The sequence below is a fragment of the Nocardia grenadensis genome (assembly GCF_050942415.1).
GTDB lineage: Bacteria > Actinomycetota > Actinomycetes > Mycobacteriales > Mycobacteriaceae > Nocardia > Nocardia grenadensis.
The window spans coordinates 2,153,352-2,167,834 of the sequence record NZ_CP192054.1 but is presented as its reverse complement, the minus strand read 5'-3'; the positions used below and the strand labels follow the sequence as shown (position 1 = coordinate 2,167,834).

Genomic DNA, 14,483 nt, shown 5'->3' with positions numbered 1-14,483 from the left:
GGTGTGATCTGCGTCGGTGAACTGTCGGAAGCGAAGCCCGCCCCCAACTCCGAACTGTCGACCGTGCGGACAGGTGTGTTTGTCTGTCACCTGTGATGTCGAAGTCGGTCCGCGCCGGTATCCAGGCTCTCGCCTGGGCCGCGACGCTGGCAGGTTCGGTCGGGGTCGGATTGCACTTCAGCCGCTCGTCGGCGCAACCGCTGGTCCTGGGCGCTTCCATTGCGCCGTACCTGATGGCTTCCGCACCGGTCGCCCTGGCGGTGTGGGTGGCCGTGCGGCAGTGGCACGGCGTGGCAGTGGCAGCCCTCGTTGCCGCCGCCGCGGCATGGACCCAGGGTCCGCTGTATTTCGGCCACCCGGGTACCGCCGACGGCCCCGAACTGACAGTGATGCAGGCCAATCTCCTGTTCGACGGAGCCGACCCCCGGGCCCTTATCCAGGAGGTGCGGGACCGGAAGGTCGGTGTGCTCACCGTCAACGAACTCACGCCGGCGGCGGTCGCGGATCTCGGCCGGGCCGGCCTCGACGAGGTGTTGCCGTACCGGTACCTCTCCCCCGGCCGGACCGCGGCCGGCACGGGGATCTGGAGCGCCTACCCGCTGTCGGAGACCGTCGAATACGACGGCTTCGTCCTGAACCAGCTCGCGGCGACGGCGAATATCCCCGGCGTCGGGCCGGTCACGGTGTACGCGTTCCATCCGGTGCCACCGGTCTACGGCACGCAGGTATGGGCCGACGAATTGTCCCGGCTGCGCGATACTCTCGGCCGATCGCCGGTCGGCCGGCCGGTGATCGCCGGCGGCGACTTCAACGCGACCCACGACCATTCGCGATTCCGCGCGCTGATATCGGGGCGTTTCCATGACGCGGCCGAACAAGCGGGCGCCGGACATCTCGTCACCTACCCGACCGACAAATGGTGGCCGCCGGTGGTCGGTATCGACCACATCGTTCTCGCGGACGCTCGCGCGGTCGCGGTGGAAACCGTCGGACTACCCGGCGCGGACCATCGCGCCCTGGCCGCGCGGGTCCATCTGCCGGGTGCCTCCTGACGGGCGCGGATCATGGGTGACGCCGCCGCGGAAATCCTGTCCCGTGAGGCGCGATACAACACCGGCAACTGCTATTTCGACGCCACCGCCCTCATCGAATCCGGCCGGACCGGCCTGGTCGGAATACGGCGGCGGCACGAACCCGATCCCGGATATGTTCCTCGGCCGAGCTGTCGACCGTCGGACAGGGTTCGGTGAACCTCGTGGCGCCGGAGAACGAGGCCGGCGCCTCGGCTCAGGCTTCGATCGCGGTGCCGCAGATTCCGCACACCTCGAGTGAGCGGCGCTTCCAGCGCGCGACCGGGACGAAGAACACCGTGAGCTGTTTGAACTCTTGTACCCGCAGCCATTGCGTCGTGTTGTGGCAGCGTGGGCAGGTCCGGGTTCCGCCGGGGCCGAGGTTCCGCCGCTTGGTGCCGAAACCGAAGATGAAGAACATCAACCCAGCGTAGAGGGGAGACGGGACCCGCCCCATCGAACCGGCCGAGCGGGCGGGGCGGCACGGTCAGTCCGGTCGCGTGGCCACGACGGCGAAGTTCAGTGGGATCCGCGGCGCTTCCGGCGGCAGCGTCCACCCCTGCGGGCACAACACCAGGCCGGGGAAGGCAGGCCAGTCCATGGCGGGCAGTTCCTCCACCGCGGCGATCCGCAGCCCCGCCCGGAGCAGCGCGCCGACCACCTCGCCCAGGCCGTGCCGCCACTCGGACACGGTTGTCGTGCGCGATCTGCCCGGACGAGTCCTCGGTATAGCTACCGGATTCGATGTAGATGCGGTGACCGCCGCCGCCCAGATAATCGTCGGTGATCTGCCAGGGCTCGAATTCCATGGATCCGAGGATCGGATGGTCGTCGCGGATCAGGAATAGCCCGCCGGGTTCGAGGAGGTCGTGGATCGACCGCGCCCAGTCGTCCAGTTCGGGTAGCCATACAATGGTTCCGGCACTGGTGACTACGAGGTCGAACCGGCGGTCCAGCACTGCCGAGGCGAATCGTGCGTCGCCTTCCACGAAGGTGATCCCGCGACCGGCGGCCTGCGCGATCCGCGCGGCGTGCCTCAGCGAGTTGGGCGAGAAATCGAGCCCGTGCACTTCGACCGCGCCCAGGCGGGACCAGGAGAGTGTGTCGATGCCGATATGACACTGCAGATGCAACAGGGACCGATCCCGTACTCCGGATTCCGGCAGATGCGCGGCCAGCACCGCCAGATCATTGCGCACCACCGGAGAGATCCGTTCGGCATCGGCCACGAAGGCATCCACGTCGTACATGCGCGAACGCCGGTGGACCTCGGCCCGGTCGTCCCAGTTCGCCCGGTTGGCGGCAATCGCCGCGGCCTCGTCCATCATCGGTCCTTTCCACAGGTCGGTAGCACGGGCGACCTTTTTATCACACCCGTGATACAAACCTGAACCGATTTTCTAGACTGGACCGGTGCCGGTCCGAGTAGATGCCGAGGCGCGCCGCCGCCATATCGTCGACGCCGCGCTGCGCCTGATCGTGCGCGGCGGTATCGCCGCCGCGACCTTCCGAAAGGTCGCGGTGGAGGCCGACTTGAACGTGGGGTCGGTGCGGCACTACTTCGCCGACCACGAATCGCTGGTCGTGGCGGTGGCGGCCGAGGTCGGCAACCGGATGGGGCAACGCCTCACCCGTCACCCCGCACCCGGGAACGGGGACCGCGGGGCGGCCCGCGGGCACCTGCTCGCCGTGCTCGCGGAACTGGTACCGCTGGACGAGGAACGCCACCGGGAAGCGGTCGTCCTGCTGGAGATCATCGCCGCATCCCGGCTCGACCCGGCGTTCGGGCCGGTGGTGCGGCAGATGGCCGCGGATCTGCGACAGGTACTCACCGACGCGGTGGCCGCGACCGGCACCGCCGACCCGGCTTCGGCCGCCGCGCATCTTGCCGCGCTGATCTCCGGTTTGTCGCTGGACGCGGTCACGCCGCACGGGTCCGTCGACCGCGCGACGATTCTCACCGTACTGGAACGACACGTAATGACCCTCTGAGACCACCGAGCCCGAAACGGGCGGTGTCCCCGGGAAAGAGGAAAGCGCTGGAGGCCGAACGGCCGGGCAACCGATGACGAGTCGACGGCCGGGCGGAATAGTCCCCCTATTACGCCGCCCCTGCCGTCGGCTCCCCTCAGAACGTGGCCGGCATACTCTCCCAGCCGCGCACTGTGGAGGTCGATGAGAGTTGGGCGTCGGACGCGTCGGCCTCCCACTCCGGGAAGCGTTTCAGGATCTCCTCCAGTGCGATCCGGCCTTCCAATCGCGCCAGCGCCGAACCCATGCAGAAGTGAGTGCCCACGCCAAAGGCCAGGTGCGGTTTGGCCTCCCGGTGGATATCGAAGACATCGCCGTCAGGCGCGAATTGGCGGTGGTCGCGGTTGGCGGCGCCGATGAGCATCATCATGGCGCTGCCCGCGGGCACCGTCGTGCCGTGGAATTCGATATCCCGGGTCACATAGCGGGCCACGTGCGGCGCGGGGGGTTCGAAGCGCAGCAGTTCCTCGATGGCGGCGGGAATGAGAGACGGGTTCTCGACGAGTTCGCGGCGCTGGTCGGGGTGTTCGGAGAGGACCTTGCCCGCCCAGCCGATCAGCCGGCTGGTGGTCTCGTTACCGGCCACGGATACGAAATTGATGTAGGCGAGCACCTCGGCGCGGGTCAGGTGGCGCAGGGTGCCGGTCTCGTCTTCGAATTCGACATCGAGCAGTTCGGAGATGATGTCATCGGAGGGGTTGTCGGCCCGCCAGTCGACGTACTTCCCAAAAAATTCACCGGCCAGGCTCTCCGCCGAGAACTGCATCGGCTTGCCCTCTTCGGTGCGTGTCAGGTCGTTGGCACGATCCCGGACCGCCTCCTGTTCCTCTTCGGGAATGCCGAGCAGCATGCCGATGGTCCGCATGGGCATCTGCGCGCCCAGGTCGGCGATGAAATCGATACGGCCGGTGCCGACGAACGGGTCGAGGCTGCGCCGGCAGAACCCGCGCACCTTCTCCTCCAGCGCGGAGATCTTGCGCGGGATGAACATGCGCGACAGCAGTTTGCGGTGCATGGCGTGGACGGGTGGATCCTCGAAGAGCAGCACACCCGGCGGGATTTCGGTATTCGTCTGGACGAGTTCGATGATCGCGCCACGCGCCGAACTGAAGGTTTCCTGGTCCATCAGGGCGGCATTGACGTCGGCGAACCGGCTCAGTGCGTAGAAATCGTGGGTTTCGTTGTAGTAGAGCGGTCGCTCGTCGCGGAGCCGTTTGAACATGGGATACGGGTCGGCGTTCAGCTCGACATCGTAGGGGTCGTAGTAGATGTTGCCGGGCGGACTGGTCGTCACAGGTCGTTTCCTCTCCGGGAGTTGTGCGGCGTGGTCATCACGTCACAGGTAGCGGTTTACGCCGAAGGCGAGCTTGTCGTGTTCGAACTCGGCATCCTCGGCCGCAATCGCCAGGCGCATGGCGGGAATCCGCCGCAGCAGGGTTTCGAAGACGATCTGTAATCCCCCCGGGCCGGCTGCTGGCCGACGCACTGGTGCGGGCCGAAACCGAAGCCGACGTGCGAGCGGGCCGGGCGGGTCAGGTCGAGCTTGTCGGGCTCGGGGAACTGGGCAAGATTCCAGTTGGCCGGGGCGAGGTCGATGATCAGGCCCTCACCGGCCCCGGGATCGTCTGAGCGCCGATCTCGGTATCGTCGAGCGCGACTCGGCGCTGACCGTTCTGGATGATGCTGAGATAGCGCAGCAGCTCCTCGTCCCGGCCGCTACCACCGCGCCCACGCCGCGCTACTCGGTCAAGACAACCACGCGGTACTGGCCGAACTCGGATACAGCACGGCGGAGGTGGCCGCTCTCGAACGCGACGGGGTGGTGGGCGGGACACCACGCTTCTGATCCACATTGACAGCATGATGTCGCATTGACAGGATGTTGTCATGATCCCGAAATTCGTGCACGTGGCCGTCTTCGACACCCTCGCCGACTGGGAGGTGGGCGCGGCGACCGCGCATATCAACAACGACGCCTGGCACCGCGAACCCGGCGCCTACCGCACCCGTACCGTCGGCATGAGCACCGAGCCCGTCACCACCATGGGTGGTATGCGCATCGTGCCCGATATCGCCCTGACCGAACTCGCCCCGGCCGACAGCGCCATGCTCATCCTGCCGGGCGCCACCGGCTGGGAACGCGGTGAGCTCGACGCCTTCACCCGGAAGGCCCGCGAATTCGCCGCGGCCGGCGTCCCGGTCGCCGCGATCTGTGGCGCGACCTTCGGCCTCGCGCGGGCGGGTCTGCTCGACGAACGCCGGCACACCAGTAATGTCGCCGCATTCCTGGCCGCCAGCGGGTACGCGGGTGGCGACCACTACGTCGACGAACCGGCGGTCACCGATCGCGGGGTGATCACGGCGAATTCCACCGCGCCCTTCGAATTCGCGCGCGAAGTGCTGGCCGCCCTGGAGATCTACGAACCCGAGGTACTCGACGGCTGGTACCGCCTGTTCGGCGCGGGAGATCCGGCGGGTTACGCGGCCCTGGCCGAGTACGAGGCGCGGCAGGCAGCGGTCTGAGGTCCGGGCATCGTGCAGAATTCCGAGCAGCAGCTGTTCAGTACGGCCGCCCTCACCTCCTTTCGGCTCAACGGCCAGTTCCTCGCGATCGCCGAGGACCTGGCCGGGCCTGCCGGTCTCACCGCCGCCTGGTGGCAGGTGCTGGGCGCCGTACTGCACGAACCGCTCCCGGTGGCCGGCATCGCCCGGGCGATGGGTGTCACCCGGCAGGGGGTCCAACGGATCGCCGACCTGCTGGTGGAACGCGGCCTCGCGGAATACCGGCCGAATCCGGCGCACCGCCGCGCGAAACTGGTCGCGATGACCGACGCGGGTCACGCCGCGGTGACCCGGATCACGCCGCGGCACGCCGAGTTCGCTGCCCGGCTCACGGCCGAACTCGGTATCGAGCGCCTGACCGAGATAGTGGCCGCGCTCACCGACCTCTCCACGGCCGTGACAGTGCTCGAACCGCCCGAATGAGCCGGGTACCGCTCAGATACCGGCCAGCCGGCGCACGATGGACAGTGGCAGCACCTTCATCGCGTAGGCCAGCGGTACCCACGGCCACGCCGGGCAGTAGGCCTTGAACCGACGCTTCTCGATCGCCGACACCATGGAGCGGACCCCGGTGCGGGTATCGACCAGGAAGGTGGGCGGATGCGCGGCCTTGTCGTTCATCTCCGAAGCGATATAGCCGGGATAGATGATCGAGACATCCACCCCCGGGACCCGTTCCGCGGCGATGCCCTCGGCCAGCGCGGCCACCCCGGCCTTGCTCGCGGCGTAGGCGGTCATCGTCTTGGGCATACCGCGGACCGCGGAGATCGATGAGATCACCACGAGATGACCGCCGCCCTGCGCGCGGAAGATCTTCATGGCCGCCTCCAGCTGAGCCATGGCGCCGAGGAAATTGGTCTGCACGGTCTGCCGGTTGGGGCGTTCGCCCCCCTTCCCGAACGGCACCCCTTTGCCGAGACCGGCATTGACGATCACCCGGTCTATCCGGCCTAGGTCGGCGGCGAAACCGTCGAAAACCTCGGGCACCGCGTCGAAATCGGTGACATCCAGTTCGGCGACCCGCACCCGGGTCCCGGGATGCGCCGCCTCGATCTCCCGGGCCAGCTCGCCGAGCCGCTCCGTGCGCCGGGCGCACAGGGCCAGGTCGTAGCCGACGGCGGCGAACTGCCGCGCCATCTCGGCGCCCAGACCCGAACTCGCACCGGTGATGAGGATCGAACCTTTGCCCACTGTGCTGCGTCTCCTGCGTTCGGGCCGGCACCGGTGCCGGGTGCGGCGTTGATCGGCGGTGCCCCGAGCCTAACGGCTGCGCGGACGCCCACCGTCGGTTCCGGCGCGGACAGGCGACGCGCCGCACCAGGCGACCGGACTCGGCACGGTCGCCGGTACCGACTCAGCGAGCGGCCCGGACCCGCTGCGACGCCGGTGCCACGAACGGGGTGAGGGCCTGTTCGATCTGCTGGTGCGAGGGCCGGCTGTACCGGCGTCCCGGAAGTCCGTCCTCGGGCGCGCCGGTGGCCGCGCGACACGGATCCGGCACCGCGGCAGCGGGATCCGTACCGAACGCATCGCCGGTGATCTCCATCGCGGCCACCCGGCTCCCGGTGCGGGCCTCGTACACGGTGAGGCGATAGACCGCCGTGAAGAGGTTGAGGGTGCGGCCCACCGGCTGTCCGGGTGCGGGCGGGTACTGGCAGGTGTGCACGAGTTCCCCACGGCGTTCCTGTCCCACGCACGCGACCAGCTGCACCGCACCGGAATCGATCGGCCGCCATACCGCCGAGGGCCCGAACGCGGTGTACTCGGCCAGTTCCTCGCCGAGATACACCGGACTGGGCCCGGCCGCCGAATACGGTGCGGCGGCGGGATTCCCCTCACCGCCCGCGCACAGGTCACCGTATTCGGTGACATCGAATCGGGCGAAGCCGGACGCCGCGAAAACTGTCGCCGTCACGGCCGCGAGCGCCACCCCGGCCAACCCCAGTACCGCTGGATACCGCAGGTCCTTCCCGCGGCGCGCGGATCCGCCGTGGGCGCGACCCTCCCAGGGCTCCCGGGGTGGCCGGGCCGCCGGGCGCGGACCGGACGCGGCCCGGCGCGCCCGCGCCGGAATCGCCCGGAGCCCGGCGAGACCCCACCGCGCCGGCGCCGGGACGCGGTCACCGATCCGGGGGCCACCATCGGACTCGGAAGCAGGCGCCGCCCCGGGGAAGTCCCGGCCGCCGTGCCCGGGTGAACGGGACCCGATACGGGCGGGGCCGGCCGGCTCGTCGTCCCCTTGCGAGCCGGCGAATTCGCGCGACACCGCCGGATCCGGCACTGCCCGTAAGCCGGACTCGGCCGCACTCCCGTACCCGGCCGTTGCCGGCGCCGCACTGCCGTGCCCCGCTGTTGCCGCCGCTGGACCACCGTGCTCGACCAGGGCAGCGGCCGGATCATCGCGCACGGCCGTGGGTGCCATCGGAGCGCCGGGCTCGACCGATGCCGCCGGCGAGCCGGTCCGCGCCACCGGCTCCGGGCCGGCCTCTCGTTCCGAACCCCCCCGCCGCGGCAGTGTTTCCACCGCCATACCAGCGGAAACACCATCGTCGCGCTCATCGCCGGTAACCCTTTCCCCGACACCGGATTCCCGCGCGGCCGGGCGCCCGGCGCCGTCCTCCACCCCGGCATCCGGACCGGGCAACCGTTGATCCGAGCCGGTCCGATCACGAGCCGAGGTAACCATGTCCCGCATACCGGCCGAGTTCGCCGCATCGCTCGCCACCGGGCGCTCGTCTCCGCTCCGCAGCTCGCCGGAATCGGCCGGGCCCGTATCGATTCCACGGGTGATCTCACCGCGCTCAGGATGCGCGTCCGGAGCGGCCATCGGTGCGGGTGGGGCGCTCGAATACCGGAGCGGCGGGCCGGAGGGGTCATCCTGTTCCACGGAAGCACCGGGTGGCGCAGCCATGAATTCTTCGGTGACGTGTCCTTCCCGGGGTAGGCCGGACGTCGTGGATAGCGCTGCGACAGGGCCCGGTTCAGTCGAGGCCACCGGCTCCGCTGACCCGCCCGAAGCGGCACGAGTACCGGCAGTGCTGCCGGGCGCGACAGCGAACCCCTCCTGGCCGAGTGCGTCCGGATCGGGCAGATATCGTGTCGCTCCCAGGATCTCGAAGGCCCGCTCGATGTCCTCGCCGCGCCAGCGCATCGGGCCCGTAGCCGATCGCTCGAAATACTCGGTCAATCCCTCGGATCGACCGATCCGGACCAGGACGGTCTCGATACCGTCCTCCGGCGGCGGCGGTGTCCATGTGATCCGCGAACCGGTCTTGGGGATCAATACCACGAGTACATCGATATGTTCGGAGAGACCGTGCCGCCGGAAGAGCGCGGTCAGTTCGCTGCGCACTTTGCGCCCGCGCAGCACCGGATTCGGCGTGGACTTCCCGGTGCGCAGATCCGCGACGCCGTCACCGAGCTGCCAGCGCCCGGTGGGTCCGGTGGTGAGCACACCGTGCTGGACCGAACCGAAATCGGCCAGTACCACCAGCGTGCAGGTGTACGGCGTCCAGATCAGCAGGTCGGTGTCCGGCGCGGACCGGCGGCGCGAACGCTGTTGCGGCGAACCGAGCAGTGCCACACCGCCCGTCCGGCCGGCGCCGGGGCCCCAATCGGAGACGAGTCGCCGGACGAAACGTTGAACACCCGACAATTCGGTGCTCTGCACGCGTACAATCACGGCGACCCCTACTTCGGCGACCACGAAACCCGCGCACACCACAGGGGCGCCAGGGACACTCGAATCTCCCTGGCGCACAGTGCGATTGGATGCGCCGTCGTCCATGGTAGCAACACACAGGACGGCGCACGAGGGGCTGCGCCCGCATCACTGCGCTCGCAGTCGGGCGGAGACCGGCCACCGGGACTCTCCTCACACCGGACACGCCCGATTCCGCCGGACAGCACCCGGACGGCCGACCAGCGCGGTACGTTTTATACACCAGAGCCGGTCTGGTAGTGCGGCCAGCCATCGGTAGAAGCGGTGACGCGAGCTGCACGCGGTTGTCCGGGACCGCTTCGAGGAGAACGTCGCATGTCGCAGCACGAGCTATCCCACGAGGTCGTTTCACTGGTCGCGGAAGGCGAGGTACTGCGGCTCGATGCCCAGCCCGTCGACTACGCGATAGTCGTCCTCTATTTCGTCTTCGTCCTCGGTATCGGGCTACTGGCCCGGCAACGGGTGTCGTCGAGTATGGACTTCTTCCTCTCCGGACGGTCCCTACCGGCCTGGGTCACCGGGCTCGCGTTCATCTCGGCCAACCTCGGCGCGGTCGAGATCATGGGCATGTCGGCCAACGGCGCCGAATACGGTTTCCCCGCCTTCCACTACTTCTGGATCGGTGCGGTCCCGGCCATGCTCTTCCTGGGTGTGGTGATGATGCCGTTCTACTACGGCTCCAAGGTGCGCAGCGTGCCGGAGTTCATGCGCCGCCGCTTCGGTACCGGCGCGCATCTGGTGAACGCGCTCAGTTTCGCGCTGGCCCAGGTCCTCATCGCGGGGGTCAACCTCTATCTGCTCGGCACCATCCTCAATGTCCTGCTGGGCTGGCCACTATGGGTGGCGGTGATCGCGGCGGCGATCATCGTGCTCTCCTACATCACCCTGGGTGGGTTGTCGGCGGCGATCTACAACGAGGTGCTGCAGTTCTTCGTCATAGTGGCCGCGCTGCTCCCGCTGACCCTCATCGGTCTGCACCGGGTAGGCGGCTGGGACGGATTGCAGGACAAAGTGGCTGCCTCCCCCGGCGGCCCCGCACAGCTGGACTCCTGGCCGGGTAACGCGTTGTCGGGCTTCGCCAATGATTTCCTGTCCATCCTCGGCATCGTGTTCGGCCTGGGCTTCGTGCTCTCGTTCGGGTACTGGACCACCAACTTCGTCGAGGTGCAGCGCGCCCTGGCCACCCATTCCATCGCCGCCGCGCGCCGCACCCCGATCATCGGCGCCTACCCGAAGATCCTCATTCCGCTGATCGTGATCATCCCCGGCATGATCAGCGCGGTACTGGTCCCGCAGATGGCCCAGTACAAAGCGGCGGTCACCGCGAACCCGGACGTGGAAAGCGACGTCACCTACAACCAGGCGCTGCTCTACCTCATGAAGGAAGTGCTGCCCAACGGTTTACTCGGGGTGGGCCTGGCCGGCCTGCTGGCCGCCTTCATGGCCGGGATGGCGGCCAATGTCTCGGCCTTCAACACGGTGTTCAGTATCGACCTGTGGCAGCAGTACGTGGTCAAGGGCAAATCCGACGGCTACTACCTGCGGGTGGGCCGGCTGGCCACGGTGGGCGCCACCATCGCCGCCGTCTTCACCGCCTTCATCGCGGGCGGGTTCAGCAACATCATGGACTACCTGCAAACGCTGTTCAGTTTCTTCAACGCCCCCCTGTTCGCCACCTTCATCCTGGGCATGTTCTGGAAACGGATGACTCCCACGGCCGGTTGGACCGGCCTGGTGGCGGGCACCGCGGTGGCGGTGACCATCTTCGTCCTGAACCAGACGGGGGTGTTCTCGCTCTCGGGCCAGGGCGTGAGCTTCGTCGCCGCCGGCGCCGCCTTCGTGGTGGATATTCTGGTCAGCGTGGCCGTGACGCTGGTGACCGCACCGAAACCGGCCGCCGAGCTGGTCGGGCTGGTCTACTCGGAGACACCGCGCGAACTGCGCACAGACCCCGAGGCCGCCACCCTGCCCTGGTATCAGCGCCCGGTCCTGCTGGCGGGTATCGCGCTGGTGCTCGTGATCGTCCTCAATATCGTCACCGGATAGGACAACCATCGTGCTCTTCGATATCCGCACCATTGTGGGCAGCCTGCTCGGCCTCTACGGCATCATCCTGGCGATCACCGGACTCGTGCACGACACCGTCGACGAGGAGGCGAAGACCGGCGGGATCAATGTGAACCTCTGGGCCGGCCTGGCTCTGCTGGTGGTCGCCGTGGCCTTCGTGACGTGGGCGCTACTGCGCCCGGTGGCGGTCGACCGGCCCGATCGTGAATCGACGGCGGACAGCACTACGACCGGCGCCGACTGATCGGCCGAACACCGGACGATACAAAGCGCCCGTCCGCGGCGAAGCGGGCGGGCTCTTCCGCGGATCGGCGGAGCTCAGTCCGGCAGACCCAGCGCGAAGCCGATCGCGATGAGCAGGCAACTGATGACGGCGACAGCCACGATGATCCACATGGGGCAAGCGTACGAAACCGGACGCGCGCCCCGGGGACCGGGTCGCCGGTCCGGGCGCCGCGGCCCGGACCGGCTCGGCCGGAGATCAGGGCACGACCTCGACCACATCACCCGGGTTCAGGTAGTGGTAGACCGCGACGGCGCCGGGTTCGGTCAGCCGGATGCACCCGTGCGATTTGTGTTCCACCGGCCCGATGTGGAACGCGATATCGCCGTTGAAGAAGACCGCGTAATGCATCGGGGCGTTGTGCATGGTGCTCCAGTGGTACAGCTCTTTGAACGCGACGCGGAAGACGCCGGGCGGGGTCTCGAAGCCCTCCATGCCGTGCGACATCGGCGTCGGCCCGTAGACGACCTTGCCGTCGTCCATCAACCAGACCTCGTTGCTGGACAGCCGCAGGCAGGCCCGGGCCGCCGTCGAGCAGGGCGCCTGGGTCGGGATGACGGCCGGTGCGCCGGGGACGTCCGGTCCGTTCGGCCAGAGTGGTTCGGCCAGCGCGGGCGTTGTGGGCGCCAGCACGGCCGCCGTGATACCGGCGAGTACGGCCGTACGGCATATCCGATGGAGGAACTGTCCGTTGCTCATCTCGTGCCGACCTCTTTTCGTCGATTTGCCGCCGCATCCGGCGAGGGATAGCAAATTCCGAGCGAAATCAGAGACCTACACGAAGGTAACCGAATATGCCGGGCTGTGGGCGATCGACACCGTAGCTGCATCGAATCGAGACCCGACCCGGCGGCTGTTCGGCAAACTGCAGGCGATCAGGCGACACTCCAGCTATCGGGGGTCGAGCCGCGGCGCCGCCCACGGCGCCGACGCTGATAGAACACCTCCTCCACCGATATGTTGGGCACCTGCTCGACAATTCCGGCCAATCGCGCGTCCAGCCGGAGCTCGGCGATCCGCCGGTGCAGCCCGGCCCGCCGCTCCGCCGGCAACCCCGCCCAGATCGCGCCGATCCGGCGTTGCGAGGGATGATCGGCGAGAGCCACCAGCCGGAGCAGTTCCGGCCACAGGTCGTCGGCGTTCGCGATCTCCGGCAGTTCGGCGATCCGCTCCACCGGCATCCGCACCAGCAGGCCGACGATAAAGCGCTGCACATCGGGATGGGTACGTTCGGCCAGCAGCAGCAGACCCCGCCACGGCCCGGGATAGAACGCGATCACCAGGGATTCGACGATCGCGGTGAGCGCGGCGGTATTGGCGAAGATCGGGTTCATCGCCATCCGTTGCAGGGCCGGGTGACCGAGCTTCGAGATGAAGGTCATCAGTTCCGGCGCGGCGCCCTTCTGGATGACGTGGGCGGCGAGTTTGCTCAGCGCTTCCGGACCGGCGATCGCGAGCAGGATATCCCCGATCTCGGATACCACGTCCCGGGACGCCCGCGACATCACCGAGATCGCCGCCTCCTTCAGTTCCGGCGAACCGGCCAGCACCGTCTCCATCATTCGCGGAATCCGATTCGACCGGCCGTTCAGCAACTGGCGCAGTATGTTGCTGATGGCGGGCGCGGAGTACGCGTAGGCGGCGGAGAAGATGATGCCCTCGTCATCCAGCGTCCCGTACTCGACCGCCTCGACGAATTTCGGTTTGGCGTACTCGAGAAACGGCCCGACGGTGATGTGGTCTTTGCGGCGCAGGACCTCGTTCACGATGGCGACCAACGGCTCGGAAGCCATGATGTCGCCCAGTTCGCCGAGCGCCTTGGGATCCACATACGGTGTACAGTCCGCGGCGTACTCGGTTTTGAGCATGGTGAGCGTCTCGGCGGCCGCATCGGGGTACTCGACGCCGACCGCTCCGGCCGCTCGGCCGGTCATCATGGGCGGCACGATCCGCTGGACCAGGGGCAGGGACACCGTAAGGGGAATAATCGGGATCAGGCGCCCGATCCGTTTGAACATCTCGCCGTGGTACTCGAAGATCCGGCCCGACATCCGCTGTTCGAGTTCGTGCAGGTGTTCGGCGCCCAGACGTTCGAGGTAGGCGATACGTTCGACAGGCACGTGTAGCGTGCGCGCGAGCAGGATCATCTGCGCGCGGGTGACCAGATCGCTCATCCTTCGAGTTTGTCCCCGAACATGATCCGGCGGGTGATCGTCCGGAACGGCGGGGGGAAGAACCGGATCATTCCGTTGACAGCTTCGATGAGCAGGTCCTTCTCCTGTTGCTGGGCACTGCGGAACAATCCGAGCAGATCCTCGATCTCGGAGTCGGAGAGCATTTCCGACGCGGCAGTGGGTCCGTTCAGTTCGCGGACGAGTTCGGTTTTGGCACTCATTCTGCTCCTGTGTATCGATCGGGGGCCGGCGGCCGCGACAACCGCCGACACCGGGAATTACCCGCCCGACGATATGCCGAATCGTCGTGAACGTAAGGGCATTCACAGCTGGTGTTACCTGCCTGCGATTTGTGCTGTGGGACACCGTCGGGGTGCCGCAGACGCTACCGCAGGCCGGGTCCGGTATCAGCGGCTCACGGCCGGGGTAGTGTCCCCGTTCCGTGCCGCCGCCAGATGCCGACGCAGGAACAGCAGCTGGTAGGCCACGGCGGAGTCGAAGAACGGGTTGCCCGGCCGGGTGGGGGCGCCGCGATCGAAATCGGCGATCTGCACGAGGACGGGCAGGTTCAGCCC

General features: G+C 67.9%; 14 protein-coding genes and 2 pseudogenes. 6 read left to right on the top strand and 10 right to left on the bottom strand.

Going from position 1 to position 14,483, the window contains the following annotated elements:
- Nucleotides 1-95 precede the first annotated feature (95 nt).
- A complete protein-coding gene (locus ACQPYS_RS09815) occupies nucleotides 96-1,052 on the top strand; it encodes an endonuclease/exonuclease/phosphatase family protein (protein ID WP_433493010.1) in 957 nt (318 codons plus the stop codon).
- Nucleotides 1,053-1,287: 235 nt separating this feature from the next.
- Here the strand turns inward: ACQPYS_RS09815 and ACQPYS_RS09810 are convergent, their stop codons facing one another.
- Nucleotides 1,288-1,491 carry a zinc-ribbon domain-containing protein gene (locus ACQPYS_RS09810; RefSeq protein WP_063035929.1) on the bottom strand — a complete coding sequence of 68 codons (204 nt, stop codon included), beginning with the start codon at nucleotides 1,489-1,491 and terminating at the stop codon, nucleotides 1,288-1,290.
- 469 nt (nucleotides 1,492-1,960) lie between these two features.
- Nucleotides 1,961-2,320 (bottom strand): annotated as a pseudogene (locus ACQPYS_RS09805) (class I SAM-dependent methyltransferase); the annotation flags it as partial.
- Between the two features lie 163 nt (nucleotides 2,321-2,483).
- Between ACQPYS_RS09805 and ACQPYS_RS09800 the strand changes: the two are divergent.
- Nucleotides 2,484-3,062, top strand: a complete 579-nt coding sequence (locus ACQPYS_RS09800) for a TetR/AcrR family transcriptional regulator (RefSeq protein ID WP_063035927.1) — start codon at nucleotides 2,484-2,486, stop codon at nucleotides 3,060-3,062.
- 136 nt (nucleotides 3,063-3,198) lie between these two features.
- On the opposite strand, the gene ACQPYS_RS09795 is transcribed toward ACQPYS_RS09800, so the two are convergent.
- Together ACQPYS_RS09795 and ACQPYS_RS09790 are read right to left on the bottom strand one after the other, a co-directional pair.
- The gene (locus ACQPYS_RS09795; protein WP_433493009.1) at nucleotides 3,199-4,323 is read right to left on the bottom strand and encodes a cytochrome P450; all 1,125 of its coding nucleotides are present in this window, start codon (nucleotides 4,321-4,323) and stop codon (nucleotides 3,199-3,201) included.
- Between the two features lie 114 nt (nucleotides 4,324-4,437).
- Nucleotides 4,438-4,807: pseudogene (locus ACQPYS_RS09790) on the bottom strand (cytochrome P450); the annotation flags it as partial.
- 181 nt (nucleotides 4,808-4,988) lie between these two features.
- On the opposite strand from ACQPYS_RS09790, the gene ACQPYS_RS09785 reads away from it, so the two are divergent.
- Both ACQPYS_RS09785 and ACQPYS_RS09780 read left to right on the top strand, forming a co-directional pair.
- Nucleotides 4,989-5,624 carry a type 1 glutamine amidotransferase family protein gene (locus tag ACQPYS_RS09785; RefSeq protein ID WP_433492345.1) on the top strand — a complete coding sequence of 212 codons (636 nt, stop codon included), beginning with the start codon at nucleotides 4,989-4,991 and terminating at the stop codon, nucleotides 5,622-5,624.
- A gap of 9 nt (nucleotides 5,625-5,633) precedes the next feature.
- Entirely contained in the window at nucleotides 5,634-6,086 is a 453-nt protein-coding gene (locus tag ACQPYS_RS09780) for a MarR family winged helix-turn-helix transcriptional regulator (protein ID WP_063035925.1), read from the top strand.
- Nucleotides 6,087-6,098: 12 nt separating this feature from the next.
- On the opposite strand, the gene ACQPYS_RS09775 is transcribed toward ACQPYS_RS09780, so the two are convergent.
- Entirely contained in the window at nucleotides 6,099-6,854 is a 756-nt protein-coding gene (locus tag ACQPYS_RS09775; RefSeq protein WP_063035924.1) for an SDR family oxidoreductase, read from the bottom strand.
- A gap of 163 nt (nucleotides 6,855-7,017) precedes the next feature.
- On the bottom strand, nucleotides 7,018-9,333 hold the full coding sequence (locus ACQPYS_RS09770) for a hypothetical protein (protein WP_433492344.1): 2,316 nt from the start codon (nucleotides 9,331-9,333) through the stop codon (nucleotides 7,018-7,020).
- 366 nt (nucleotides 9,334-9,699) lie between these two features.
- On the opposite strand from ACQPYS_RS09770, the gene ACQPYS_RS09765 reads away from it, so the two are divergent.
- The gene (locus tag ACQPYS_RS09765; protein WP_433492343.1) at nucleotides 9,700-11,430 is read left to right on the top strand and encodes a sodium:solute symporter family protein; all 1,731 of its coding nucleotides are present in this window, start codon (nucleotides 9,700-9,702) and stop codon (nucleotides 11,428-11,430) included.
- A 10-nt stretch (nucleotides 11,431-11,440) separates the two neighbouring features.
- Entirely contained in the window at nucleotides 11,441-11,695 is a 255-nt protein-coding gene (locus tag ACQPYS_RS09760) for a hypothetical protein (protein ID WP_084480618.1), read from the top strand.
- 237 nt (nucleotides 11,696-11,932) lie between these two features.
- On the opposite strand, the gene ACQPYS_RS09755 is transcribed toward ACQPYS_RS09760, so the two are convergent.
- From ACQPYS_RS09755 to ACQPYS_RS09740, 4 genes are all read right to left on the bottom strand, one after another.
- Complete coding sequence (locus tag ACQPYS_RS09755; RefSeq protein WP_063035920.1) at nucleotides 11,933-12,433, bottom strand: L,D-transpeptidase; 501 nt, start codon at nucleotides 12,431-12,433, stop codon at nucleotides 11,933-11,935.
- Between the two features lie 176 nt (nucleotides 12,434-12,609).
- On the bottom strand, nucleotides 12,610-13,908 hold the full coding sequence (locus ACQPYS_RS09750) for a hypothetical protein (protein ID WP_063035919.1): 1,299 nt from the start codon (nucleotides 13,906-13,908) through the stop codon (nucleotides 12,610-12,612).
- Entirely contained in the window at nucleotides 13,905-14,129 is a 225-nt protein-coding gene (locus ACQPYS_RS09745) for a hypothetical protein (protein WP_063035918.1), read from the bottom strand. Before ACQPYS_RS09745 ends, ACQPYS_RS09750 begins: the two co-directional genes overlap by 4 nt.
- A 186-nt stretch (nucleotides 14,130-14,315) precedes the next feature.
- On the bottom strand, nucleotides 14,316-14,462 hold the full coding sequence (locus ACQPYS_RS09740; protein ID WP_433492342.1) for a hypothetical protein: 147 nt from the start codon (nucleotides 14,460-14,462) through the stop codon (nucleotides 14,316-14,318).
- Between the last annotated feature and the right edge of the window lie 21 nt (nucleotides 14,463-14,483).

What these genes read in the sequence shown, in the direction of transcription:
- ACQPYS_RS09745 (WP_063035918.1), bottom strand. Translation starts at nt 14,129, where the DNA reads ATGAGTGCCAAAACCGAACTCGTCCGCGAACTGAACGGACCCACTGCC.
- ACQPYS_RS09785 (WP_433492345.1), top strand. Translation starts at nt 4,989, where the DNA reads ATGATCCCGAAATTCGTGCACGTGGCCGTCTTCGACACCCTCGCCGAC.
- ACQPYS_RS09810 (WP_063035929.1), bottom strand. Translation starts at nt 1,491, where the DNA reads ATGTTCTTCATCTTCGGTTTCGGCACCAAGCGGCGGAACCTCGGCCCC.
- ACQPYS_RS09815 (WP_433493010.1), top strand. Translation starts at nt 96, where the DNA reads ATGTCGAAGTCGGTCCGCGCCGGTATCCAGGCTCTCGCCTGGGCCGCG.
- ACQPYS_RS09795 (WP_433493009.1), bottom strand. Translation starts at nt 4,323, where the DNA reads ATGTTCAAACGGCTCCGCGACGAGCGACCGCTCTACTACAACGAAACC.
- ACQPYS_RS09750 (WP_063035919.1), bottom strand. Translation starts at nt 13,908, where the DNA reads ATGAGCGATCTGGTCACCCGCGCGCAGATGATCCTGCTCGCGCGCACG.
- ACQPYS_RS09765 (WP_433492343.1), top strand. Translation starts at nt 9,700, where the DNA reads ATGTCGCAGCACGAGCTATCCCACGAGGTCGTTTCACTGGTCGCGGAA.
- ACQPYS_RS09755 (WP_063035920.1), bottom strand. Translation starts at nt 12,433, where the DNA reads ATGAGCAACGGACAGTTCCTCCATCGGATATGCCGTACGGCCGTACTC.